The following is a 24066-nucleotide window of genomic DNA, read 5'->3' on the forward strand; positions in this document are numbered from 1 at the left end:
AATCATTTTGGTCGCGCTTACATCTTATGAATGTCGTTACATTATAATTGTTTACCATACATCATTAATAGAAAATCTATTATAAACATAGCAGCGTGCCTTGAACTTAAATCTACATTTCCAATATAAATACTATTCGTTTTAGCAATCAAAGTTATAGTCGATAACTGTGCCAACTTAGAATGTCTATTACTAACAATAGAAATAATTGGTACTTGGTTATCTCTTAACTGCTGTGCATAACGAACAATATGTGAGGTTTCACCACTTGAACTTACACAAATTGCTAAACTTTCCTGATCTAAATTATGCGTTACCGCTTCTAATTCATCCCAATCAGTTCTCGCATGTGCTACTTTACCTAGAAACGTTAACTTTCTACTCAAATCAATCCCATTTACTAAACTTGCTCCCACGCTAATGACTTCTATTACACGTGCATCACGTATAAAAGCTACTGCTTTTTCGATATCTTGGATATTGATTTCATTCATTGTATTCTGGAGGTTCGCCAAATTTTCATTCATAAAATCATTCATTTCAACATCAAAACTTTGCACATTGTGTACTTTATTTAAATCAGGTTGATTTTGTAATAAAGCATATTTCAGTTCTCTATAGCCTTGATAACCTAATTTTTGAGAACATCTACTGACAGTTGCAGTCGACACAAACAACTTTTCAGCAATATCATCTATGTTCATATTTGCTATCGACGTATAATCATTCAAAATAAAATCCAGTACCCTCTTCTCTAATTCACTTAAATCATTTCTTCTTTTTTGTAATTTTCCTACAAGTGCATTTTGTTCCATTTTAACCCCTCTTAATATCTTCACTTTTACATCATTAACTTCACTATATACCATCTCATGCATGCTTAAAGATGATAATAAATGAAACAATAAATAATATTTGCAAGAATGCTCTTAAATAAATATTTGTTGGTGCTTTGCTACCTAACGATATATTTTTGGCATGTGCTTTTATATTGCCAGGGAACAATACAAAGCATAAAATAATACCAATAACACTGAATACAAAATTAACTTTAGGAATAAACACACTTATCGCAATGACAAATTCTAACCATCCCGTTACATACACAATCATTTTCGGATTTGGAATATTACTCGGAACCATTTTAATAAGTGAATTTCGAATAGAAGGCATAAATCTACCAATAAATGTATACATAAACGCAAAAAATATTGAAAATTGAGCGACATTCATCCACATACTTTCAGTTTGAAATATACGATGTACAATAAATCCGATAAAGCAGCCGACAAAATAAACAATCATTGTTTGCATAAGAACCACTCCAATACGTCATATTTGTAGTTCATGAATAACTTTACTGCATCTAATCTATTTACTTACCTATTCCCTTATTAAAGTGTAAATATACATCAAAAAAATGATTCGTACTTTAGTGAATGTCATTAACTGTCACATAGCAAGTCATCATCCATAACACAAATTTCACTTTTCTCAATAAACGGTTATGCTATATATATCAAGTATATTTATATACTTGAAGAGAATCCGTATTCTCGACTCAACAATAAAAGTGCTTATCTTCCAAAAATGGGAAGTATATCTCCAGCTAAGGTATACTTCCCATTTACATGTCAGTAAATCCAGTTATTTGATTATGATTATACTTAATAACCTTATTTGCTTCCGCAGTTTCTAGTTCCATATTTAAATCTTTGGCTATTTCAACTGATAAAATATAAAATTGCTTTGTAATACTTAATAATGAATTTGTTATATCTACAACTTCACCATGTGGATATGATTCCAACAATTTATTCCATTCAGACTTAGAAATGTATTTTTTTAATAATTTATGATTTTTTCCCGTTGAGATTTGCCAATTAAATTTGTTACCGACTTTCCAGTCATACATAGTCAAAAGTAAATCACGCATCATATTTAAATGATCGATAGCATAAAAAATTTCTTCTCTTTTAATGCCTTTAACAACATATGTTGATAACCACCAAAATTCATTACAAACAAAATCAAATCGCTTCTGGTTAGGTTTCTTAATATGATATTTTTTATCACTTAGTTCAATTTGTTCACTAAAATAGTTATCCTTATCAATTAATACCTTCAGTAAATAATCTTCATGTCTATATGCTTCTATACATTCAATTGGTATAAACCTGAAATCTACTCGCATGTGATTTTCAAACAACACCATATAAAATAATTGATCCTTTATACCACTATCAGAACGCTCTCTATTACACTGAGAAATAATAGGCTCTCCAAAATTTTTAATAAATGATAAATGTTGAATAAACGACTCATAATTCTTTACGATAAATGCAATATCAAAATCTTGATATTCATCCGGTTCAATAAATTTATTAACCCTAGATCCATTCATGCAAACTGCTCTAATATCATCTTCAATCGAAGCATTATTAAAAATTTCTTCCAATACCTCACGTTCTGTTTTCATGATTTCACCTACTATTCAGTATACTCACTATCTAATTTTATAGATTTATATATTGCCATTCCAGTTTTTAATTTTTTAAATCCGAGCTTTCTATATAACTCTTCATTACCGGTCGTAGATATTAAATGAATACATGATATTTGTTTTAAATCTTCTAATAAAATTTCAATCATTTTTCTTGAAATACCTTTTTGTTGATATGTTTTCTTTACAACTACATCATATATAGCAGCATTAAACACTCCATCTGTTAATGCCCTCGCTAATGCAATAACTTCATCGTAATTTTTAACTATTACAACATGTGAACTATTGAGAAATATTTTTTCTATTTTTTCGTTATCATGACCTAACCAACCAACTGATTCATATACTTCTTTTATACTATCAATATTTTCGCTTTTAAATTCACGTTCAAAAGTGTACATAAACATCACCTACTACTCATTATGATAAATTAATTGTATAACACCTGATTTAAATTTTCTTGAATGTACTAGTTTAAGTTGTTGTCTATCTTCAATATCTATAAATAGTGGTTTTCCTTTTCCTAAAACTATAGGATGTATGGATAGTCTATATTCATCTACTAATCCATAATTTACAAATGTCGTGATTAAGCTAGATCCACCATATAACCATATATCTTTACCTGGCTTACTTTTTATTTCATTTACATGTTCTACGATATTATCTTTAATAACATTGACATGTTTATCTTCAAACTTAAATTTTTTTGAAAAGACATATTTTTCTTTGGCATGTATGTTTTTCCACATTAATTTATCATCTTCTGAATCTTCTAAACTCGGTTGAAAATCTCCCCATGCTTCGTAACTTTTTCTTCCATAAAAGATTGTATCGACTTGATTTAAAAAATCATCAAAATTCATTTCAGGATCCATAATACACCAGTCAATCTCGCCATTTTCACCTTCGATAAGCCCATCTAATGTAACAGCTAAATCTAAAATGACTTTCCTACTATTATCATCACTACTCATATATTGACCCCCAATCATTTCTTTCTATTATCATACACGAAATGATAATAGAAAACACACCTCATTATTTATGGTAAATGGGTGTGTCTTGATTCTAACTCTAATAATGATTGCTTCATTTCAAGTCCGCCTCTATAACCTCTTAGTTGTCCGTCTTTGCCTATTACACGATGGCAAGGTATCACAATGTTTAATGGATTTTTACCGATTGCTGATGCAACGGCTCTAACTGCATTTGGTTTATTAATTTTATTGGCTAAATCTGAATAAGTTGTTGTTTCTCCATATGGTATTTTAGTCAATGCTTGCCACACAGTTTCGTTAAATGGGCTGGAATTTATATCTATTTTTAAGTCAAAAGAATTTCTTGTTCCATTAAAGTATTCATTCAATTGGTCGATATATGGTTTTACTTTGTCTTGATTGTCTTTAATTTCTATATTTGAAATAAACTGATGTATTTCATTTTCTTTATCAAATGAGCCTACAAATACGAGACCTTCATCACTTGCATAAATATCGAGTTGTTTATTAAGATGCTTAAGAATACCACTATAAATTATTTTCATCATCTTCCTCCTTTGGTGAAAGTTTAAACGAATTTATTTGTAAACTCAATATAAATAGACGTTATCATAATTAGATAGCAATATCAGGATATTTTTATATGTTATGATGTTTTTGAGGTGATAGAATTGGCAATGTATTTAACTGAGAAAAGATGGCAAGACATTAAAACAAACAATAAATTAGCGAATGATGATTTTGTATATGCAGTTAAGACGACAATGATATTCTGTAAACCTTCATGCAATGCTAAATTACCTAATAAAGAAAATGTTTCAATATATCGAGACTATCACGAGGCTATAGATAATGGTTATCGTCCTTGTAAAAAGTGTAATCCAACAGGTCAATTATTAGAAGATGAAGAATGGGTATTACAAATAAAAAATTTCGTTCATCGATATTATCATTTAAATCTTACATTAGATGAAATATGTAACCAATGTCACGGTTCAAAGTTTCATTTATCAAGACTATTTAAACAAGTAACACAACAAACAATTATGCAATATTTACATGAAATAAGAATCGAAAAAAGTATCGCATTGCTTAATGAGAATATAATGACAGTTGAAGACATTAGTAGAAAAGTTGGTTATAAAACAACATCACATTATATCAAAATATTTAAGCAATTCTATTTTATGACGCCTTTACAATTTCGCAAACGGAGGGAGCGGGACAGAAATCTAATTTAGATAAAAAGATTTCGTAGTCCCGCCCCGGCAAGGATGACTAGATACTAAAACAAGCTGAGACATTATGTCCCAGCATGTTTTTTAAAAGATTAACAATGTTACATACAATCCTACTAATGTAATGAATAATACAGGTATCGTTATGATAATACCTGTTTTAAAGTATGTGCCCCAAGGTATTTTAACACCTTTTTGTGACAATACATGTAGCCACAATAATGTTGCTAAAGAACCGATAGGTGTAATTTTTGGACCGAGATCTGAACCGATAACATTTGCATAAACCATGCCTTCTTTAAGGGGACCAATAACATCTGATTGATGGATAGCGAGTGCATCTATAAGAACGGTTGGTAAGTTATTCATAATCGATGATAGAAATGCTGCTATAAATCCCATTCCCATAATACTTGCAAATAATCCATGTTGAGAAATGTCTGTAAGTATATGACTTAACATTGTAAGGATACCTACATTTTTTAGTCCAAAGACAACTAAATACATACCAATTGAGAATACGACAATATTCCATGGTGCACCTTTGAGCACTTTTTTAGTATGAACTGCAGTAGATTTTCTAGCAAAGCATACAAATATAATGGCTACTATACATGCAATAATTGATACGGCTATGTGTACAAACTCACTGATAAAATAGCCGATGAGTAATATGGATAGTATAGCCCATGACATATGAAACAGTTTCAAATCTTTAATTGCTTCTTTTGGTTGTTTTAAATGACGATCGTCAAAAGTACGTGGTATTGACGATTTAAAGAATAACCACAATACAGCAATACTAGCCAATAACGAGAATATGTTCGGTATGAACATATGTAAGAAATATTCAACAAAGCCAATATTAAAATAGTCTGCAGAAACAATATTAACTAAATTGCTCACTGTGAATGGTAACGAAGTAGTATCTGCTATAAATCCACTTGCTATCACAAAAGGAAAAATGATTTTCTTATTAAATCCTAGATGACGTACCATTGCCAATACAATAGGCGTAAGTATCAAAGCTGCGCCATCATTCGCAAAAAATGCCGCAACAATTGCACCTAATATCATGATATAAACGAACATCTTTACACCATTTCCACGAGAGGCTTTAACCATATGAATCGCAGACCATTCAAAGAAACCAATTTCATCAAGAATAAGCGAAATGATAATTATCGCTATGAATGTCAATGTTGCATTCCAAACAATGCTAGTCACTTCAAATATATCTTCTATTTGTACAACACCAGTTATAATGGCAATTAATGCACCAATAAAAGCTGTTACACCGATATCTAGTCCTTTCGGTTGCCAAATAACGAAAGTCAGTGTTAATACAAAAATAATGATCGCAAGTATGGTCATCATAATTTCCCTCCTTTCGTGAAAATCTCAAAATTATAAACAATATCAAAAAAGACTGAGACAATAAATAAATAATGTCCCAGTCTCTTAAGATTTATATTAAAGTATTCACTTTATTTTCTTTCAATTTCAACCATTTTGAAAGCTTCGAAGATGTCGCCTTCTTTAATGTCGTTGAATTTTTCAATTGTGATACCACATTCATATCCAGCTGCTACTTCTTTAGCGTCATCTTTGAAACGTTTAAGTGTATCTAATTCACCTTCAAAGATCACAATGCCGTCACGAATAATACGTACACTTGCATCTCTTGTAATCTTACCGTCTGTTACGTAACTACCAGCGATTGTACCGACTTTAGATACTTTAAATGTTTGACGTACTTCAGCTTGACCAATAACTTGTTCTTCATATTCAGGGTCTAATAGACCTTTCATAGCTGATTCGATTTCTTCGATTACTTTATAAATAATACGATGTAATCTCATGTCAACATTTTCTTCTTCTGCAGCACGTTTAGCACCTGCATCTGGTCTTACGTTAAATCCAATAATAATACCGTTTGATGCTGCAGCTAATGTAACGTCTGATGCATTAATCGCACCAACTGCTGTATGAATAATACGTACATTAACACCTTCAACGTCTATTTTCATTAATGATGCTGCTAAAGCTTCTACTGAACCTTGAACATCACCTTTAATGATGATATTTAAATCTTTCATTTCACCTTGTTTCATTTGTTCAAACAAGTTATCTAATGAAACGCTCTTACTATCTTGACGTTGTTTTAAGATATTTTCTTGTTGACGTTTTTCACCGATTTGACGAGCTTGTTTTTCATTTTTGAATACAACAAATCGATCACCAGCTTGTGGTACATCATGTAAACCAGTAATTTCAACTGGTGTTGATGGTCCAGCTGTTTTAATTCTTTTACCTAAGTCGTTAACCATTGCACGTACTCTACCGTATGTGTTACCCACTACTAATGAGTCACCTACTTCTAAAGTACCGTTTTGTACTAATAGAGAAGCTGCAGGTCCACGTGATTTATCAAGCTCAGCTTCGATTACAGTACCTACTGCAGCACGGTCAGGGTTAGCTTTTAGTTCTTCTACTTCAGAAACTAAACCAATCATTTCTAATAAATCATCGATTCCGTCACCTTGAATTGCTGAAAGTTGAACGAAGATTGTATCTCCACCCCAGTCTTCAGGATAAAGACCATATTCACCTAATTCTTGCATAACGCGATCAGGATTTGCTGTTGGTTTATCAACTTTGTTTACCGCAACAATAATTGGTACTTCTGCTGCTTTAGCATGGTTTATTGCTTCAATTGTTTGAGGCATTACACCATCATCAGCTGCAACAACTAAAATTGTGATATCTGTTACTTGAGCACCACGCGCTCTCATTGTTGTGAAAGCAGCATGTCCTGGTGTATCAAGGAATGTAATTTTCTTGTCGTTGTTAACAATTTGGTATGCACCAATATGTTGTGTAATACCGCCTGCTTCACCAGCTGTAACACGTGTATTACGGATTGAATCTAGAAGTGTCGTTTTACCATGGTCAACGTGTCCCATGATTGTAACAACTGCAGGTCTTTCGATTAAGTCTGCATCATTTTCATCAACTTCAAAGTAATTTTCTAAGTCAGTTGCATCTACATGTACTTCTAACTCAGCTTCAATATCATAATCTGCACAAATTAATTCAACAGTTTCAGTATCTAATGCTTGGTTAATATTAGCTACAACACCAAGTAAGAATAACTTCTTAATAATTTCAGAAGCATCTTTGTTGATTTTATCAGCTAATTCACCAACTGTAATACCTTCTTCATACGTAATTAAAGATGGTGTTTCTTTAACTTCCGGTTTAGGTTGTTGCTGTTGTTGATTATGTTGTTTTTTGTTATTTTGCTTTTTATTCTTTTGATTCTTTTGTTGATGATTAGGTTTATTGTTTTGTTTGTTATTCTGTTTGTTGTTATTTGATTTATTTGTATTTGCGTGAGTAGTTGTTTGTTCTTTTTTAGCAGAATCCTGCTTTTTAAATGCTTTATCTAAAATTTTAATGTCATTCTCCTCTAATGCTTGCATGTGATTTGATACTTCTATGTTATTCTTTTTTAATTCGTCTATGATTGCTTTACTCTTTACATCGATTTCTTTTGCATACTCATATATTCTCTTTTTACTCATATACTCACTCCTCATGAAAATCATGAATCATCGTTTTTAGCTTTTTGCTAAATCCAATGTCAGTTATGCCCAACACCACTCTGCTTTCTTTTCCAATTGCGTAGCCTAATTCATAGCGTGTAGCAAAAGTTAAAAGTGTTACATGATAAGTTGCACATTTATTTTTTATTGTTTTTGTAACATTTGCTGCAGCATCTTCTGAAAGTATGACAAGTTTAACATTGCCTTTTCTTAACTCACTTATGACAATTTCTTCGCCAGTCTTAATCTTTCTAGCTCTTGTTGCCAGACCAAGAAGATTTAAAATTTGATCTTTCTTTTCTATACTCATTTAGGTATACGCTCACGGTAAATTAAACGAATGATTTCTTTATAGACAGGTTCAAGTGTTTCTTTATTACTGTCAAAATAACGTTCTAACTTTCCTTGTTTCTGTGCAGTTTCAATAACTTCTAAATCTTTAGAAACATATGCACCGCGACCTGGTGCTTTACCTGTCGCATCTGCTGTTATTTCGCCTGCTTTATTTTTAACGACACGAATCATATCATTTTTAGGTTTCATTTCATTTGAAAGTATACATTTACGCATTGGTATCTTTTTCTTTTTCATGATAAAAGCACCTCACTTTATGATTCTTCAGTTGAAATAATGCCTGCTTCTCTTGCATCAGTTTCTGATTTAATATCAATCTTCCAACCTGTTAATTTTGCAGCAAGTCGTGCATTTTGTCCACGTTTACCGATTGCTAATGATAATTGGTAATCTGGTACAACAACAGTAGTTGATTGATTTTCTTCATCTACGATAACTTCTACAACTTGTGAAGGACTTAAAGCATTTCTTACGAATACTTTTGGATCTTCGTCCCACTCAACGATGTCGATTTTTTCGCCACCTAATTCATTAACAACTGCTTCAACACGAACGCCTTTAGCACCAACACATGCACCTACAGCATCGATATCGCCATTTTCTGAAGTGACACTAATTTTAGAACGGTCTCCAGCTTCACGTGCTACAGATTTAACTATAACAGTACCGTCATAAATTTCAGGAACTTCTTGCTCGAATAAACGCTTTAATAAACCAGGATGTGTACGTGATACAAAGATTTGAGGACCTTTAGTCGTTTGTTCAACTTTATTCACATATACTTTAATACGTTCATTTGGTAAATATTGTTCATTTGGACTTCTCTCAGCTTCAGAAAGTACAGCTTCAGTACGGCCTAAATTAACATATACATAACGATGATCGACTCTGTCGATAACACCTGTTACAATGTCATCTTCTTTATCAATAAACTCATCATAAAGAATGCCTCTTTCAGCATCTCTTAAACGTTGCATAACTGCTTGTTTAGCTGCTTGAGCACCAACGCGACCGAAGTCTTTAGGTGTAACGTCTTCTTCAAAGACATCTCCAATTTCGTATGCTGGATTTGTAACTAACGCTGTATCTAATGCTACTTGATCTCTATAATCTTCAACATCTTCTACAACGTCTTTTCTTGAAATAACTCTATAAGTACCTTCATCAAGATTCAGTTCGATTCTAACATTTTTGGCACTGTCATAGTTCTTTTTGTAAGCTGTGATTAAAGCCGCTTCTATTGCATCAATAAGTACCTCACGAGGTATTCTTTTTTCCTTTTCAAGGTATTCAATTGCAAGTAATAATTCATTACCTTTCACAATGTATCCTCCTTTATATTATAACATTACTGATCGACGTGCTTTAGCGATTTTCTTGCGTGGCAACGTGACATTCTTAGTTCTTGTTTTAATTTTCACTTCTAGCGTTATAGATGTTTCAGTAACTTCTTTTAAAACGCCTAACCATTCTTTATCTCCTTCAACAGGTTCGTATAACGAGATAAATACAGGTTGTTCAATTGCATTTTGATAGTCTTTTTCTTTTTTCAATGGGCGTTCTGCACCAGGTGAAGATACATCCATGAAATAAGGTTCTTTAATAGGATCTTCTTTGTCCATAACTTCACTAATCTTTTCAGAGGCAATTGTGCAGTCGTTCAAATCAACGCCACCGTCTTTATCAATTGCAATACGTAGATAATAGTCTGATCCCTCTTTGACATATTCGACATCTACAAGTTCATAATTTAAATCTTCAAGTATTGGTTGAATAATTTCCTCAACGTGTGCTGCAACTTTACTCATAATGACCTCCCTCTTAATACAAACAGAAAAGAGCGGGAAATGTCCCACTCTTTAAACGTCAGAGTATTATTTTAAGCAATAACAGTATATCACATAATGGCGCTATGCTCAAGAACATGCATTATAAATCAAATATTGAAAGCTGAGCTTTATCAGGCATATTTGGTAATGATCCAAGTTCATCGAGATATTCGATGATTTTTTGAGATACACCTGCTTTTTTATTAAGGTCTTCTTTAGCTAAGAATGGACCTTCTTCTCTTGCTTCAACGATACGTTTCGCAACGTTTTCACCTAGTCCAGGTACTGCGATAAACGGTGGAATAAGAGAATCACCTTCAATTTTGAATTCAAACGAATCACTTTTCTCTAAGCTAACTGGTTGGATTTTGTATCCTCTATGTGCCATTTCATTTGTAATTTCTAAAACTGTTAATACATCTTTTTCTTTTTTAGCTAATTCATGGAATCGGCTATAATATTCTTTCACCGTTGCTTTAATAGACTCTTTATCTTTTGTCATTGTTTTTAAATCAAAGTCTGTCGCACGTACTGTAAAGTAACTTGCATAATAGAACAACGGATGATGAACTTTGAAGTATGCAATTCTTAATGCCATTAGAACGTATGCAGCAGCATGGGCTTTAGGGAACATGTATTTAATTTTTTTACATGAATCTAAATACCAATCTGGTACATTATTTTCTTTCATAGCTTCTTCGAATTCATCTGTTAAACCTTTACCTTTACGAACTGCTTCCATAATTTTAAAGGCAAGCGATGGTTCTAAGCCGTTATACATTAAGTAAACCATAATATCATCACGACAACCGATAACACTTGATAAATCACATGTACCTGTTTTGATTAACTCTTGTGCGTTTCCTAACCAAACGTCTGTACCATGTGATAACCCAGAAATTTGAACGAGTTCAGAAAAAGTAGTTGGTTTCGTATCTTCAAGCATTTGTCTAACGAAACCTGTACCGAATTCAGGTACGCCGAATGTTCCAGTCTTACAAAGAATATCTTCTTCTGTAACACCTAATGATTCAGGTGTACTAAAGATTTTCATTGTTTCTTTATCATCTACTGGTATTGTCTTAGGATCAATGCCTGATAAATCTTGTAACATTCTAATCATTGTTGGATCATCGTGTCCTAATATATCCAGTTTCAAAATATTATCATGGATAGAATGGAAGTCGAAATGTGTTGTTTTCCATGGTGATTTTTGATCATCGGCAGGGTATTGGATTGGTGTGAAATCATAAATATCCATATAATCTGGAACAACAATGATACCACCTGGATGTTGCCCGGTTGTTCTTTTAACACCTGTACATCCTTTAACAAGTCTATCAACTTCAGCTGCTCGTTTATGAATACCTTGATCATTTAAATATCCTTTAACATAACCGAAAGCTGTTTTTTCAGCTACCGTACCGATTGTACCTGCTCTAAACACTTTATCTTCACCAAACAGTACTTTCGTATAATTATGGGCTACTGGTTGATATTCACCACTAAAGTTCAAGTCAATATCCGGTACTTTATCTCCTTTGAAACCTAAGAATGTTTCAAACGGTATATCTTGTCCTTCTTTAATCAAATCAACATGACATTTTTCACATTGTTTATCTGGTAAGTCGAAACCAGATCCGACTGAACCATCATCAAAGAAATGGCTTTCTTTACATGATGGACAAATATAATGTGGCGGCAATGGATTCACTTCAGTTATTTCAGTCATTGTCGCAACGAAACTAGATCCTACCGAACCACGTGAACCAACTAAATAGCCATCATTCAATGATTTCTTAACTAACCTTTGCGAGATTAAATAAATAACCGCAAAACCATTCCCGATAATACTTTCTAATTCTTTTTCAAGTCTATCAATTACGATTTGTGGTAAATCTTCACCATATAATTTTCTAGCATTCTCATAACTCATTTCACGAATTTCTTCATTCGCACCTTCCATATTAGGTGTATATAATTCGTCCCTAATCGGTATTACTGTTTCGAGCCTATCTGCTAGCTCGTTCGTATTTTTCACAACGATTTCATATGCTTTTTCTTCACCTAAGAAGTGGAATTCATCTAACATTTCATCTGTTGTTCTAAAGTGTGCTTCAGGTAATGTTTGTCTATTCAATGGATTACCTGGTTGAGAGGCGATTAATATTTTTCGTGCAACAGCATCATGCTCATATAAATAATGGGCATTTCCTGTAGCGATAACTGGAATGTCAAGTTTCTCACCAACGCTTAATATACGACTATATATTTCTTCCATCGTTTCATTATCTTTAATCAATTCTCTATCAATTAAATCTTGATATAACCCTTTTGGTTGAACTTCTATATAGTCATAATATTTCGCAACTTTTTCAACTTCATCTTGGTCTTTTTGCATAACCGTTGTAAATACTTCACCTTCATCACATGCACTACCTACTAGAATACCTTCTCTATATTTGTTTAATAACGAGCGTGGTATACGTGGTGTACGATAAAAGTAATCAACTAATGAGGCACTGACAATTTTGAATAAATTTTTCAGTCCAACTTGGTTTTGTACGATTAGCGTTACATGAGATGGTCTTGCACGTTTATATGCTTCATCATTTGATAGCTTCTCGTTTATTTGATTATGATTATGAACATTGAGTTCTTCTAACTGTTTTAACATCTTAATAAAGATATGTGCTGTTGTTTCCGCATCATAAATCGCTCTATGGTGTTGTGTAAGTTCTACACCATATTTTTTAGCTAAGAAATTCAAACCATGTTTACCATATTCAGTATTCACTGTACGTGATAATTCAAGCGTATCGATAACACCATTTGTCGTAGCACCAAGTCCGATACGTTCAAATCCTGTATCTATAAAGCCCATATCAAATGATGCGTTATGCGCAATATATATTGCGTCTCCAACCCATTCATGGAAATCTTTTAGAACCGTTTCGATATCAGGTTGTCCACGTAACATTTCATCTGTAATACCGGTTAAATTTTTAATTGTTTCTGATAAACGTTCTCCTGGGTCAGAAAAACGTTCAAATGTGTCAATTACTTCGCCATCTTTAACCTTAACGGCAGCTAATTCTATAATTTGATCATATTGACTTGAAAGTCCTGTTGTTTCGACGTCAAATACAATATACGTTGCTGTCTTAAGCGGAATATCTTGTGACTTGTAGGCAATCGGCACACCATCATCTACAAGCATACCTTCCATACCATAAATCATTTTAATACCATTTTTAATTGCTGCTGCATGCGCATCTGGATATCCTTGAACACCATTATGGTCTGTTATCGCGATTGCTTTATGTCCCCATTTAGCAGCCTGTTCAACATACTTACCAATATGTGTAATGCCATCCATTTGACTCATAGATGTATGTAAGTGAAATTCCACTCTTTTTTCATCTGCTTTATCAAGTTTAGGAGACTTCTTAATTTCATGGATATCCGTCATCATCATCACTAAATCACGTATAAATTGGTCTTGTTCAATTCTACCTTGTGCTCTAACCCAAGTACCTACTTTTAAAGCCTTAAAATGTTCAAGATCATCTTTACCTTTTCTCGTAAACATCTTAAGTATGAGTGAATCGGTATAGTCCGTAATTTTTAATGTGACAATATGTCTACCACTTTTAAGTTCTTTCATTTCAATATCAAAAATAACACCTTCAAGTGCTACTTTGAACTCTTCTTCAATAATATCTTCTATTTTGCGAATAGAATCTACTGGAATGTCTTTACCAATTTGACATCGTGATACAGCATTTTCATTATCACTAGATTCTGCTTTTTCTTTTTTCATACGTTCCATTTTTTCTGATGCAATACGTGCAGCTTCTTCATCTTCTTGTTGAATGTGCGCCTCAAATGATTCAAGTTCTCTTCTCATTTGTTCTTCATTATCCATCGTTTCGAATATAACACGACTTATTTGAAAGCCACATTTCTGGAGCGCTTTTACTAATGAACCATTAACACGCTTATCGAAATAATCGCGTTCAATATCATTGTTCACTTGAACTTTCACGATATCATCAGCAAATATAATAGGCTTTTGTTTAAGTTGATGTTTCACTTTATCACTTAATTCAGTACCATCAATACAATGTGGAATATATTTCAGTATATGTTCATCTATTTGTTCTTTAGTTGTCACTTCAATTGTCCAATCAACTTGCGCAATACTACTAAAAGCATTTTTCAGTTGATTTGTAAAAACAAGATACATTTCACTTGATAAAAAATATGGCAACTTAATGTAGAAATGCCACAATCTTTTTGATTGGGACACATCAATTCTTGTAAGTTCACCTTGTTCTACGACATCTTTATCAAGTTCATCTGTTATGTTCATTTGCGTGAGAAGCGTTTGGAATTTCTCTTGCCCTGTCATTGACACTTATACGACCACCTTCATCAAAATGAAAAAGAGGCTAATCATTAAATAGCCTCTTTAAATATCTTATATTATATCAGATTTAGTTGTTTTTATCAGTCTATTTTAATGCATCATAGAAAGTAGCAAGTACTTCGTCTAATTCATCAATATGGACTTCTTTACTTTCTGAATTATCACGACGTTTCACTTCTACGATACCTTCTGAAGCTTTTTTACCAACCATAACGCGTACTGGTAAACCTATTAAATCTGCATCATTAAATTTAACACCAGCACTTTCTTTACGGTCATCATACAAGACATCATATTTATTTTGCAATTGTCCATATAGTTGATCTGCTAGTGCTTGTTGTTCTTCTTTTTTAGGATTAATCGCAATTAAATGTACTTCATAAGGTGCAATGGCTTTTGGCCAAATAATTCCTTTATCATCATGATGTTGTTCAATTGCTGCTGATAATGTTCTAGAGATACCAATACCATAACAACCCATAATAAGTGGTTGTGCTTTACCTTGTTCATCTAAGAATGTCGCATTCATGCTTTCAGAGTATTTCGTTCCAAGTTTGAAGACTTGACCAACTTCGATACCTTCAGCAAATTTCGCAGTACCTAAATCACCTGGTAATACTTCTCCTTCAAGAATAAATCTGAAGTCTCCATATGCTTCAACCTTAAAGTCTCTATCTACGTTCGCATTAATAAAATGATAACCTGTTTCGTTTGCACCAACAGCTAAATTATTAATATCTTGAACGAAATTGTCTGCATAAATTTTGATTTGGTCTACGTTAACTGGTCCTAGACTACCAGGTTTAGCACCTAAAATATTAACGATTTCAGACTCAGTTGCCATTTCGATATTATCAGTTTTGAAATATGATTTTAATTTAACATCATTTACTTCATGATGACCTCTAATTAATATCATGACATACTCATCATCAACTTTAAGAATCATTGATTTAATAATCTTATCTAAAGTCACATTTAAAAAGTCTGCTAATGCTTGTGCTGTTGTCACATTAGGTGTTTCTACTTTTTCTAAATCTTTTAATGGTGTATGTTCATGATTAGGTGTGTAAGCTACTTCAGCTTTTTCAATATTCGCAGCATAGTCACTTGTTTCACTATAAACAATTGTATCTTCACCAATATCAGCTAAAGCCATAAACTCATGTGTATGGTCTCCACCGATAGCACCAGAGTCTGCAAGTACTGGTCTAAAGTTTAAACCTACTCTTGTAAAGATATTATGATAAGCATGATACATATCTTGGTAAGTATCATCTAATGAATCTTCATTAGCATGGAAAGAATAAGCATCTTTCATAATAAATTCACGGCCACGTAATAATCCAAATCTTGGACGTTGTTCGTCTCTAAATTTAGTTTGAATTTGGAATAAAGTGATTGGTAAACGTTTATAAGATTTCAATTCATCTCTTACAAGAGAAGTCACAACTTCTTCATGTGTTGGTCCTAAACTAAATTCACGTTTATTACGATCGTGCAATCTCATTAACTCTGGACCGTATGCATCCCATCTACCTGATTCTTTCCAAAGTTCAGCTTGTTGTAACACTGGCATAAGTACTTCTACGCCATCTATTTTTTCCATTTCTTCACGTACAATTTGCTCAATTTTATTAAGTACTCGCTTTGCAGTTGGTAAATAACTATATATACCTCTTGCATTTTGTTTAATCATACCTGACTTTAATAAAAGTTTATGACTAATTGCTTCCGCTTCTGCAGGAACTTCTCTTAATGTTGGTATAAATATTTTCGACTGTTTCATAAGTTTCCTCCTATAAGCTACATGAAGTACCTTTGAATATCATTCCATGTAACCATAATCATTACAAATATTAAAAATACAGCACCAATTGAAAGCATAACCATTTCTGCTTTTTTATTAATCGGTCTTCTGAAAATCATTTCATAAATAACAAATAATAATCTTCCGCCATCTAAAGCTGGAATAGGTAGCAAATTCATAATACCTAAGTTAACACTTAATAACGCTGTGTATCCCATCAATGTAATAAATCCTTGCTTCACAATAGAATCTACATTGCTATATATACCAACAGGTCCATTTAACATATCAAAGGAGAATCCGCCCGTGAATATGCTCGTAATCAAGCCAAGAACTGCTTGGAATATTAATTGACCTGCCACTATTGTTTTTTCAATACCCGCAATTAATGGACCAAACACAGTGTGTTCTGTCGGTTGTGCAACACCGATAATGTATCGTGTTTCATATTTACCTTTACTAACTTCTAGTTTATCTTTTTTAGCTGCTACTTTGAAAGTCTTTTCTTGACCATCACGATCAACTTTAATTTCTACAGGCTCAGTTTTCTTCTCTTTAAAAATAGGTTGTAAATCTGTAAACTTTTGAATTTTTTGTCCATCTACTGATAGAATTTCGTCACCTTTTTTGATACCTGCAGTTTGTGCAGGAGCACCATCTTCTAAATCTCCAAATACTGGTTCATTCGTTGGTACACCATTCCAATAAGCAAGCCCAATAAAAATAACAAAAGCAAGAATAAAATTAAATAACGGACCTGCAAATAAAGTTAAAAATCTTTGATATGGTTTTTTAGACATTAATTGTCTATCTTTAGGTGCAATTTGTATTAAATCTCCACCTTGAACAAAGTAAGCTTCTCTCGCTATTTTAAAATGATGTCTTTCTTCATCGCTTGCTGTAATACCTTCAATGAAAATATCATTTTCGAAATCACTATCTTTAATTTCAATATGTTCAATTTGTTGGAATTTATGTTGATCATCCATAATAACATGTGTTATTTCGTTTTGATCGTTTAATTTAATTGCGATATGCATACCTGGTGTTAATGGATTTTGTTCTAATCCATCTCCAGCCATTCTGACATAACCACCTACTGGAAGTAGTCTAATTGTATAAAGTGTTTCATTTTTCTTATATGAATAAATTTTAGGTCCCATACCTATGGCAAACTCTGGGCACATGATACCTGCACGTTTCGCAAAGAACATATGTCCATATTCATGTACTGTCACTAATAGTCCAAATACAAAAATAAATGCTAATATTGTATAAATCACGCCTACACCCCGTAATCCTTAGATTTATATGTAGCATCAATTTTTAGAATCGTTTCTAAATCTGGATGCTCAATAACTTTATGGTTTTTCATTGCTTCCCCAATCATGTCTTCAATTTCCAAAAATGTAATTTCATTGTTTAAGAACTTATTTACAGCTACTTCATTCACAGCATTTAAAACGACTGGCATCGTGCCACCTATTTTAATGGCTTCATAAGCATACTGTATACATTTAAAGCGCTCGAAATCCATTTCTTTAAAATTTAACTGTCCAATTTGAGCTAAATTTAATTTTTCTGCATCTCTTGTATATCTTTCTGGATATGTAAATGCATATTGAATGGGTGTTCTCATATCTGGTGTACCCAATTGTGCAATCACACTTGTATCCTTAAATTCAACCATAGAATGAATAATACTCTCTTTATGTAAGACAGTTTCAATTTGGTCAATATCTAAATCAAATAACCATTTTGCTTCAATGACTTCTAAACCTTTATTCATCATTGTTGCAGAATCTATCGTAATCTTTTGCCCCATAGACCAGTTAGGATGGTTGAGCGCTTCATCACGTGTTACAGACTTTAATTCTGCTCGTGTTAAATCACGAAATGATCCACCACTCGCAGTTATGATTAATTTATTAACCTGCTCTTTCTTCTCACCATTTAAACATTGAAATATTGCTGAGTGTTCAGAATCGACAGGTAGAATGTTAACATTATGTTCTCTAGCTTTTGACATCACAAGTTCACCAGCTGCAACTAATGTTTCTTTATTCGCTAGACCGATATCTATACCAGCTTCTATAGCTGCAATAGTAGGTCGTAAACCTACACTACCGACGATTGAATTTAATAATATATCAGTATTTTGACAAGTTGCAACTGCTAATAAACCTGCGTCCCCATGTACAATTTCAATATTTAAATGTTTAAGTTTATCTATATCTTCTACATTTTGAACAGATACGAGTTCTGGATGAAATTCTTCAATTATATTCTGTGCATAAGCAATGTTTTTACCAACTGAAAATGCAACTAAATTAAATTGTGATGCATGTTCTCTTATAACATCTAATGCTTGCTGTCCAACAGAACCACTAGCTCCTAAAATAGCTATATTTTTCAAAGACTTCACCCCAATTTACAATTGAAATAGGAATAGATTTAACAATGGTAATACAAAGATAAAGCTATCAAATCTATCTAATATACCACCATGTCCTGGCATAATATTCCCTGAATCTTTCACACCGAAATGTCTTTTAAGCCCTGATTCTACTAAGTCACCTAATTGTCCAAACATACTTAATAACATCGTTAATGGAATTAATAACCATAATGATACATCCATATCAAAATATTGTCCAAAAATAACTGCAACGATTAAACTTGAGAAAATTCCTCCAATAAATCCTTCAATCGTTTTGTTCGGACTAATTAATGGCCAAAGTTTATGTTTACCGAATAATCTACCAAATATATATGCACCCGTATCAGTTAACCACACTAATAATAATGCGAATAAGATAAATTGTAAGCCATGTTCTCTTGTCTCATAGAAATACATAAAGCCAATTCCGATATATGTAACGGACATGACACAGAAAGAGGCATCCATAAAATTAAATCTATTTTTAGACATTACTGTATAACTCAACATTAAGAAACTCATAACGATTAGAAGTCTAAGTTGAACACTTATATCGTTATTAATGAGTTCTTGAGGCAATAATATTATACATAGTGAAACAACGGACAAAAAACCTGGTATAGAAATAATTGATAAATTATTCATATTTAAAATTTCTTTTAAAGCAATAATCGCTAATAAATACGCTAATGCTATTACGGGTAATCCACCATATATAACGACTGGAAGAAATACAGCCATAGCAACAATTGCCGATATTGTTCTCGTCTTCATTTTTATCTCCTTTACAGCCCACCAAATCTTCGTTGTCTCGACTGATATATTTTTAAACAGTCTATAAGTGATTGTTCATCAAAATCTGGCCATAATGTCTTAGTAAATATAAATTCACTATAAGATGATTGCCATATTAAAAAATTACTTAATCTTTCTTCACCTGATGTACGAATGAGCAACTCTGGATCTGGTATATCTGAAGTGAATAAATATTTCTTTATATTATCTTCACATAAATCATCAATTGTTAAATTGCCTTCTTCAACTTCATGGTAAAGTTCTTTTACAGCATTTAGAATTTCTGCTCTACCGCCATAGTTCAACGCAAATACAAGATTGAGTCCTGTATTATGTTTCGTTTTTTCGATAGCTTCTTCAATTGCATTTTTAGTATGCTTAGGCAAAGCTTCAGTAAAACCAATTGTTGTAACTTTAACGTTTTTTTCGATCAATTCTGGTAGAAAAGTCTTTAAAAAATCAACCGGTAATTTCATTAAATATTTCACTTCATCTTCTGGTCTCGACCAATTTTCCGTAGAAAAAGCATATAAAGTCAAATATTTCACACCTAAATCATTTGCTTTACGTGTTATTTTTTTTACCGTTTGCATACCTTCATAATGTCCTTTTATGCGAGGCATTTTTCTATTTTTAGCCCATCTACCATTTCCGTCCATAATAATTGCTATATGTTCAGGTATCGATAATTCATTGTCTTGATTATTTATTTGTTGTTTTTGCTTTATAAACTTTTTTATCATAGCGTCCTCCATCAAACAAACGCGAATTTATATGTAAAATTAATTAAACATATCGTAATACATTTTATCACAAAAAGAGTGATTCTGTTATATATAAAGAAAAAACCGTACCAAAGTCTGATTTGGTACAGCTCTTATCTTTAAACTTCCAAAATGTCATTTTCTTTTTGAGTCGTTAAATCATCTATTTGTTTGATGAAATCATTTGTAATGTTTTGAACTTCTTCAGTTTGATTTCTTAAATCATCTTCTGTAATTTCGCCATTTTTTTCTTGTTTCTTCAAATCTTCATTTGAATCACGACGAACATTACGAATTGCAACTTTAGCATTTTCAGCTTCTTTTTTAGCTTCTTTTACTAATTCTTTTCTGCGTTCTTCAGTTAATGCTGGTACTGAAATTCTAATAACTGTACCATCACTTGTTGGATTAACACCTAAATTAGCTGCATTAATTGCTTTAAGTACATCTTCAACTGATGATTTGTCATATGGTTGAACAACTAACAAACGCGCTTCAGGTACTGAGATACCTGCTAATTGTTGAATAGGTGTTGGAACACCGTAGTACTCAACATTTACTCTTTCTAAAAGATTTGCATTTGCATGTCCAGTTCTGATTCCAGCTAAATCTCTATTGAAACTTTCAATAGTTTTGTTCATTTTTGACTTCGTTTCTTGAATAACATCTGCCATGGAATTACACCTCAAGTTTATTTTGTAATAATCGTACCGATTTCTTCACCTTGAACAGCACGTTTAATATTTCCTTCTTCCATAATTGAGAATACAACAAGTGGGATATCATTGTCCATACAGAATGATGAAGCAGTTGAATCCATAACTTGTAATCCTTCTTGTAACATTTGAATATATGTCAATCTTTCGTATTTTTCTGCTTTAGGATCTACTTTAGGGTCAGCAGAATAAACACCATCAACATTGTTTTTACCCATTAAGATAACGTCAGCCTCAACTTCAGCTGCTCTTAAAGCTGCAGTCGTATCAGTAGAGAAGTAAGGATTCCCTATTCCCGCTGCAAATATAACGACTCTCTTTTTCTCTAAGTGACGAATCGCACGTCTTCTAATATATGGTTCAGCAACTTGTTTCATTTCGATTGAAGTTAATACACGAGTATCACAATCTAATTGTTCTAAACTATCTTGTAATGCTAAAGCATTCATTACAGTGGCTAACATGCCCATATAATCAGCAGTTCCACGATCCATACCTAAATCGCTTCCAGTTTTACCTCTCCAAATGTTTCCGCCACCAACGATTACAGCAACTTCACAATCCATTTGAGCAACTTCTGACACTTGTTGAGCGATACTTTTAATTACGACTGGGTTAATGCCAAAGCCTGAATCTCCTGCTAAAGCTTCACCACTTAGTTTTAATACGACGCGTTTATATTTAGAATTCTTAGTCATCTTGATCCCTCTCTATGCTTATAATTAGGTCTTTATATATAACGAAAGAAGACACAAAGCGTGTCTTCTTCCTAAAAAGCAATCTTAGTTGCCTTTCATTTGTCCTTTTACTTCATCAGCAAAGTTATCAGAACGTTTCTCGATACCTTCCCCAACTTCGTAACGAACGAAATCTACAAGCACGCCACCGTCTGTTTTTAAGAATTCAGCAACAGTTTGGTCTGGATTTTTAACGAATGCTTGGTCAACAGCACAGATTTCTTCTAAATATTTACGCATTCTACCTTCAACCATTTTTTCAACGATATTTTCAGGTTTACCTTCATTTAAAGCTTGTTGTTTTAAAATTTCTTTTTCGTGCGCTAATTCTTCATCAGATACTTGGTCACGAGAAACAAATTTAGGGTTTAATGCAGCGATGTGCATAGCAACGTCTTTAGCTGCTTCTTCATTAGTTGAACCTTCAACAACAGTTAATACACCAATACGTCCACCCATGTGTAAATACTCACCGAATGAATCGTTATCAGTTTTTGTTTTTAATGTAAATCTACGTAAAGTTAATTTTTCACCAATAGTAGAGATAGCTTCGTTCATTTTTTCTTCAACAGTTTGACCGTTAGCTAATTTTGAAGCGTTTAATGCATCAACGTCAGCTGGTTTAACATCAAGAATATGATCAGCCATTTCTTTAACTAAGTTTTGGAAACCTTCGTTACGAGCAACGAAGTCAGTTTCTGAGTTTAATTCAAGAATTACTGCATCATTACCTTTAGATGCAACAAAAGTAGTACCTTCTGCAGCAATACGGTCTGCTTTCTTAGCAGCTTTAGCGATACCTTTTTCACGTAAGTAATCTACCGCTTTATCGATGTCACCATCAGTTTCTGTTAAAGCTTTTTTACAGTCCATCATACCTGCGCCAGTTTTTTCACGTAGTTCTTTAACAAGTTTAGCTGAAATAGCCATAATCTAATTCCTCCATTTATTTAAATAATATATTATTTATCTTAAATCTTTCTAAAAAAAGGTGATAAGTTATAGAACCTTATCACCTTTTTGAAATTATGCTTCAGTAGTTTCAGTTGATTCTTCTTCAGGTGCTTGTTCTGTTTCGTTTAAGTCGATGTTTTGCTCTTCAGCAACATCTTCATTTGAAACGCCTTGTTGACCTTCTAAAATAGCATCAGCCATTTTACCAGTTAACAATTTAACAGCACGAATAGCATCATCGTTCGCAGGGATAACATAGTCGATTTCATCTGGATCACAGTTTGTATCAACAATACCAACGATTGGAATGTTTAATTTACGTGCTTCAGCAATCGCATTACGCTCTTTACGAGGGTCTACTACGAATAATGCTTGAGGCATTGATTTCATATCACGAATACCGCCTAAGAATTTGATTAAACGGTTATATTCTTTTTTAAGTTCTACAACTTCTTTTTTAGGTAATACATCAAACGTACCGTCTTCTTCCATTTTTTCAATTTCAGAAATACGTTTTACACGTTTAGAGATTGTTTTATAGTTAGTTAAGATACCACCTAACCATCTTTGGTTAATGTAGTAGTGTCCAGCACGTTCAGCTTCTTCTTTAACTGACTCTTGTGCTTGTTTTTTAGTACCTACGAATAATACTTTACCGCCTTCTTCAGAAACAGATTTAATAAAGTTGTAAGCTTCGTCAACTTTTTTAACTGTTTTTTGTAAATCGATAATGTAGATACCGTTTCTTTCTGTGAAAATGTATTTTTTCATTTTTGGGTTCCAACGGCGTGTTTGGTGACCGAAGTGAACACCTGCTTCAAGCAATTGTTTCATTGAGATAACTGCCATGATAATTCCTCCTAATTGGTTTTATTCCGCCAT

Annotated in this window: 23 protein-coding genes; 1 reads left to right on the forward strand and 22 read right to left on the reverse strand. The window is 32.8% G+C overall.

Translation table 11 applies throughout. The features are described from left to right. Positions 1–41: 41 nt before the first annotated feature. The 6 genes from LQ694_RS05875 to LQ694_RS05900 all read right to left on the reverse strand — a co-directional run bounded on the left by LQ694_RS05875 (position 42) and on the right by LQ694_RS05900 (position 4052). A complete protein-coding gene (locus LQ694_RS05875) occupies positions 42–815 on the reverse strand; it encodes a MurR/RpiR family transcriptional regulator (protein ID WP_065381117.1) in 774 nt (257 codons plus the stop codon). A gap of 55 nt (positions 816–870) precedes the next feature. Beyond that, positions 871–1314: a hypothetical protein gene (locus LQ694_RS05880; protein WP_048542598.1), complete on the reverse strand. Its 444-nt coding sequence runs from the start codon at positions 1312–1314 to the stop codon at positions 871–873. Positions 1315–1627: 313 nt separating this feature from the next. Beyond that, positions 1628–2479 (reverse strand): aminoglycoside 6-adenylyltransferase, encoded by an 852-nt coding sequence (locus LQ694_RS05885; protein ID WP_096791355.1) that lies wholly within the window; start codon positions 2477–2479, stop codon positions 1628–1630. A gap of 11 nt (positions 2480–2490) precedes the next feature. Further along, on the reverse strand, positions 2491–2907 hold the full coding sequence (locus LQ694_RS05890) for a GNAT family N-acetyltransferase (protein ID WP_058611072.1): 417 nt from the start codon (positions 2905–2907) through the stop codon (positions 2491–2493). 12 nt (positions 2908–2919) lie between these two features. Further along, a complete protein-coding gene (locus LQ694_RS05895) occupies positions 2920–3483 on the reverse strand; it encodes a dihydrofolate reductase family protein (RefSeq protein ID WP_048542593.1) in 564 nt (187 codons plus the stop codon). Between the two features lie 68 nt (positions 3484–3551). Next, positions 3552–4052 (reverse strand): methylated-DNA--[protein]-cysteine S-methyltransferase, encoded by a 501-nt coding sequence (locus LQ694_RS05900; RefSeq protein ID WP_231493042.1) that lies wholly within the window; start codon positions 4050–4052, stop codon positions 3552–3554. 132 nt (positions 4053–4184) lie between these two features. On the opposite strand from LQ694_RS05900, the gene LQ694_RS05905 reads away from it, so the two are divergent. After that, a complete protein-coding gene (locus LQ694_RS05905; protein WP_096791353.1) occupies positions 4185–4748 on the forward strand; it encodes an Ada metal-binding domain-containing protein in 564 nt (187 codons plus the stop codon). A gap of 81 nt (positions 4749–4829) precedes the next feature. Here the strand turns inward: LQ694_RS05905 and arsB are convergent, their stop codons facing one another. From arsB to rpsB, 16 genes are all read right to left on the reverse strand, one after another. Further along, positions 4830–6119, reverse strand: a complete 1290-nt coding sequence (arsB, locus tag LQ694_RS05910; RefSeq protein ID WP_218697464.1) for an arsenite efflux transporter membrane subunit ArsB — start codon at positions 6117–6119, stop codon at positions 4830–4832. A gap of 113 nt (positions 6120–6232) precedes the next feature. Continuing rightward, the gene (gene infB, locus LQ694_RS05915) at positions 6233–8332 is read right to left on the reverse strand and encodes a translation initiation factor IF-2 (protein WP_058611076.1); all 2100 of its coding nucleotides are present in this window, start codon (positions 8330–8332) and stop codon (positions 6233–6235) included. A 4-nt stretch (positions 8333–8336) separates the two neighbouring features. Further along, complete coding sequence (locus tag LQ694_RS05920) at positions 8337–8663, reverse strand: ribosomal L7Ae/L30e/S12e/Gadd45 family protein (RefSeq protein ID WP_025905336.1); 327 nt, start codon at positions 8661–8663, stop codon at positions 8337–8339. After that, complete coding sequence (rnpM, locus tag LQ694_RS05925; RefSeq protein WP_049319083.1) at positions 8660–8944, reverse strand: RNase P modulator RnpM; 285 nt, start codon at positions 8942–8944, stop codon at positions 8660–8662. Before rnpM ends, LQ694_RS05920 begins: the two co-directional genes overlap by 4 nt. Before the next feature lie 17 nt (positions 8945–8961). After that, positions 8962–10029: a transcription termination factor NusA gene (nusA, locus tag LQ694_RS05930; protein ID WP_037587793.1), complete on the reverse strand. Its 1068-nt coding sequence runs from the start codon at positions 10027–10029 to the stop codon at positions 8962–8964. 18 nt (positions 10030–10047) lie between these two features. Continuing rightward, on the reverse strand, positions 10048–10515 hold the full coding sequence (rimP, locus tag LQ694_RS05935; protein WP_037587791.1) for a ribosome maturation factor RimP: 468 nt from the start codon (positions 10513–10515) through the stop codon (positions 10048–10050). A 121-nt stretch (positions 10516–10636) separates the two neighbouring features. Next, the gene (locus LQ694_RS05940) at positions 10637–14956 is read right to left on the reverse strand and encodes a PolC-type DNA polymerase III (RefSeq protein ID WP_370688569.1); all 4320 of its coding nucleotides are present in this window, start codon (positions 14954–14956) and stop codon (positions 10637–10639) included. Between the two features lie 97 nt (positions 14957–15053). Then, complete coding sequence (locus LQ694_RS05945) at positions 15054–16757, reverse strand: proline--tRNA ligase (protein WP_065381113.1); 1704 nt, start codon at positions 16755–16757, stop codon at positions 15054–15056. A gap of 17 nt (positions 16758–16774) precedes the next feature. Next, a complete protein-coding gene (rseP, locus tag LQ694_RS05950; RefSeq protein ID WP_058611079.1) occupies positions 16775–18061 on the reverse strand; it encodes an RIP metalloprotease RseP in 1287 nt (428 codons plus the stop codon). Between the two features lie 2 nt (positions 18062–18063). Beyond that, positions 18064–19194, reverse strand: coding sequence for a 1-deoxy-D-xylulose-5-phosphate reductoisomerase (locus LQ694_RS05955; protein WP_058611080.1), 1131 nt, complete (start codon positions 19192–19194; stop codon positions 18064–18066). A 15-nt stretch (positions 19195–19209) separates the two neighbouring features. After that, complete coding sequence (locus tag LQ694_RS05960) at positions 19210–19992, reverse strand: phosphatidate cytidylyltransferase (RefSeq protein WP_048542570.1); 783 nt, start codon at positions 19990–19992, stop codon at positions 19210–19212. 11 nt (positions 19993–20003) lie between these two features. Beyond that, positions 20004–20756 (reverse strand): isoprenyl transferase, encoded by a 753-nt coding sequence (locus tag LQ694_RS05965; protein ID WP_058611081.1) that lies wholly within the window; start codon positions 20754–20756, stop codon positions 20004–20006. A 140-nt stretch (positions 20757–20896) separates the two neighbouring features. Further along, the gene (gene frr / locus LQ694_RS05970; RefSeq protein WP_025905326.1) at positions 20897–21451 is read right to left on the reverse strand and encodes a ribosome recycling factor; all 555 of its coding nucleotides are present in this window, start codon (positions 21449–21451) and stop codon (positions 20897–20899) included. Positions 21452–21468: 17 nt separating this feature from the next. After that, the gene (pyrH, locus tag LQ694_RS05975; RefSeq protein WP_025905325.1) at positions 21469–22191 is read right to left on the reverse strand and encodes a UMP kinase; all 723 of its coding nucleotides are present in this window, start codon (positions 22189–22191) and stop codon (positions 21469–21471) included. 84 nt (positions 22192–22275) lie between these two features. Beyond that, positions 22276–23163, reverse strand: coding sequence for a translation elongation factor Ts (gene tsf / locus LQ694_RS05980; RefSeq protein ID WP_171992080.1), 888 nt, complete (start codon positions 23161–23163; stop codon positions 22276–22278). Positions 23164–23256: 93 nt separating this feature from the next. Continuing rightward, positions 23257–24033 (reverse strand): 30S ribosomal protein S2, encoded by a 777-nt coding sequence (gene rpsB, locus LQ694_RS05985; RefSeq protein ID WP_025905323.1) that lies wholly within the window; start codon positions 24031–24033, stop codon positions 23257–23259. Between the last annotated feature and the right edge of the window lie 33 nt (positions 24034–24066).

The sequence above is a fragment of the Mammaliicoccus sp. P-M58 genome (genome assembly GCF_022386165.1).
Lineage (GTDB): Bacteria > Bacillota > Bacilli > Staphylococcales > Staphylococcaceae > Mammaliicoccus > Mammaliicoccus sciuri.

Excerpts from the sequence above, each read along its gene's own strand:
- LQ694_RS05875 (WP_065381117.1), bottom strand. The coding sequence starts at position 815 with ATGGAACAAAATGCACTTGTAGGAAAATTACAAAAAAGAAGAAATGAT.
- LQ694_RS05880 (WP_048542598.1), bottom strand. The coding sequence starts at position 1,314 with ATGCAAACAATGATTGTTTATTTTGTCGGCTGCTTTATCGGATTTATT.
- LQ694_RS05885 (WP_096791355.1), bottom strand. The coding sequence starts at position 2,479 with ATGAAAACAGAACGTGAGGTATTGGAAGAAATTTTTAATAATGCTTCG.
- LQ694_RS05890 (WP_058611072.1), bottom strand. The coding sequence starts at position 2,907 with ATGTACACTTTTGAACGTGAATTTAAAAGCGAAAATATTGATAGTATA.
- LQ694_RS05895 (WP_048542593.1), bottom strand. The coding sequence starts at position 3,483 with ATGAGTAGTGATGATAATAGTAGGAAAGTCATTTTAGATTTAGCTGTT.
- LQ694_RS05900 (WP_231493042.1), bottom strand. The coding sequence starts at position 4,052 with ATGAAAATAATTTATAGTGGTATTCTTAAGCATCTTAATAAACAACTC.
- LQ694_RS05905 (WP_096791353.1), top strand. The coding sequence starts at position 4,185 with ATGTATTTAACTGAGAAAAGATGGCAAGACATTAAAACAAACAATAAA.
- arsB (WP_218697464.1), bottom strand. The coding sequence starts at position 6,119 with ATGACCATACTTGCGATCATTATTTTTGTATTAACACTGACTTTCGTT.
- infB (WP_058611076.1), bottom strand. The coding sequence starts at position 8,332 with ATGAGTAAAAAGAGAATATATGAGTATGCAAAAGAAATCGATGTAAAG.
- LQ694_RS05920 (WP_025905336.1), bottom strand. The coding sequence starts at position 8,663 with ATGAGTATAGAAAAGAAAGATCAAATTTTAAATCTTCTTGGTCTGGCA.
- rnpM (WP_049319083.1), bottom strand. The coding sequence starts at position 8,944 with ATGAAAAAGAAAAAGATACCAATGCGTAAATGTATACTTTCAAATGAA.
- rimP (WP_037587791.1), bottom strand. The coding sequence starts at position 10,515 with ATGAGTAAAGTTGCAGCACACGTTGAGGAAATTATTCAACCAATACTT.
- LQ694_RS05945 (WP_065381113.1), bottom strand. The coding sequence starts at position 16,757 with ATGAAACAGTCGAAAATATTTATACCAACATTAAGAGAAGTTCCTGCA.
- LQ694_RS05960 (WP_048542570.1), bottom strand. The coding sequence starts at position 19,992 with ATGAAGACGAGAACAATATCGGCAATTGTTGCTATGGCTGTATTTCTT.
- LQ694_RS05965 (WP_058611081.1), bottom strand. The coding sequence starts at position 20,756 with ATGATAAAAAAGTTTATAAAGCAAAAACAACAAATAAATAATCAAGAC.
- frr (WP_025905326.1), bottom strand. The coding sequence starts at position 21,451 with ATGGCAGATGTTATTCAAGAAACGAAGTCAAAAATGAACAAAACTATT.
- pyrH (WP_025905325.1), bottom strand. The coding sequence starts at position 22,191 with ATGACTAAGAATTCTAAATATAAACGCGTCGTATTAAAACTAAGTGGT.
- rpsB (WP_025905323.1), bottom strand. The coding sequence starts at position 24,033 with ATGGCAGTTATCTCAATGAAACAATTGCTTGAAGCAGGTGTTCACTTC.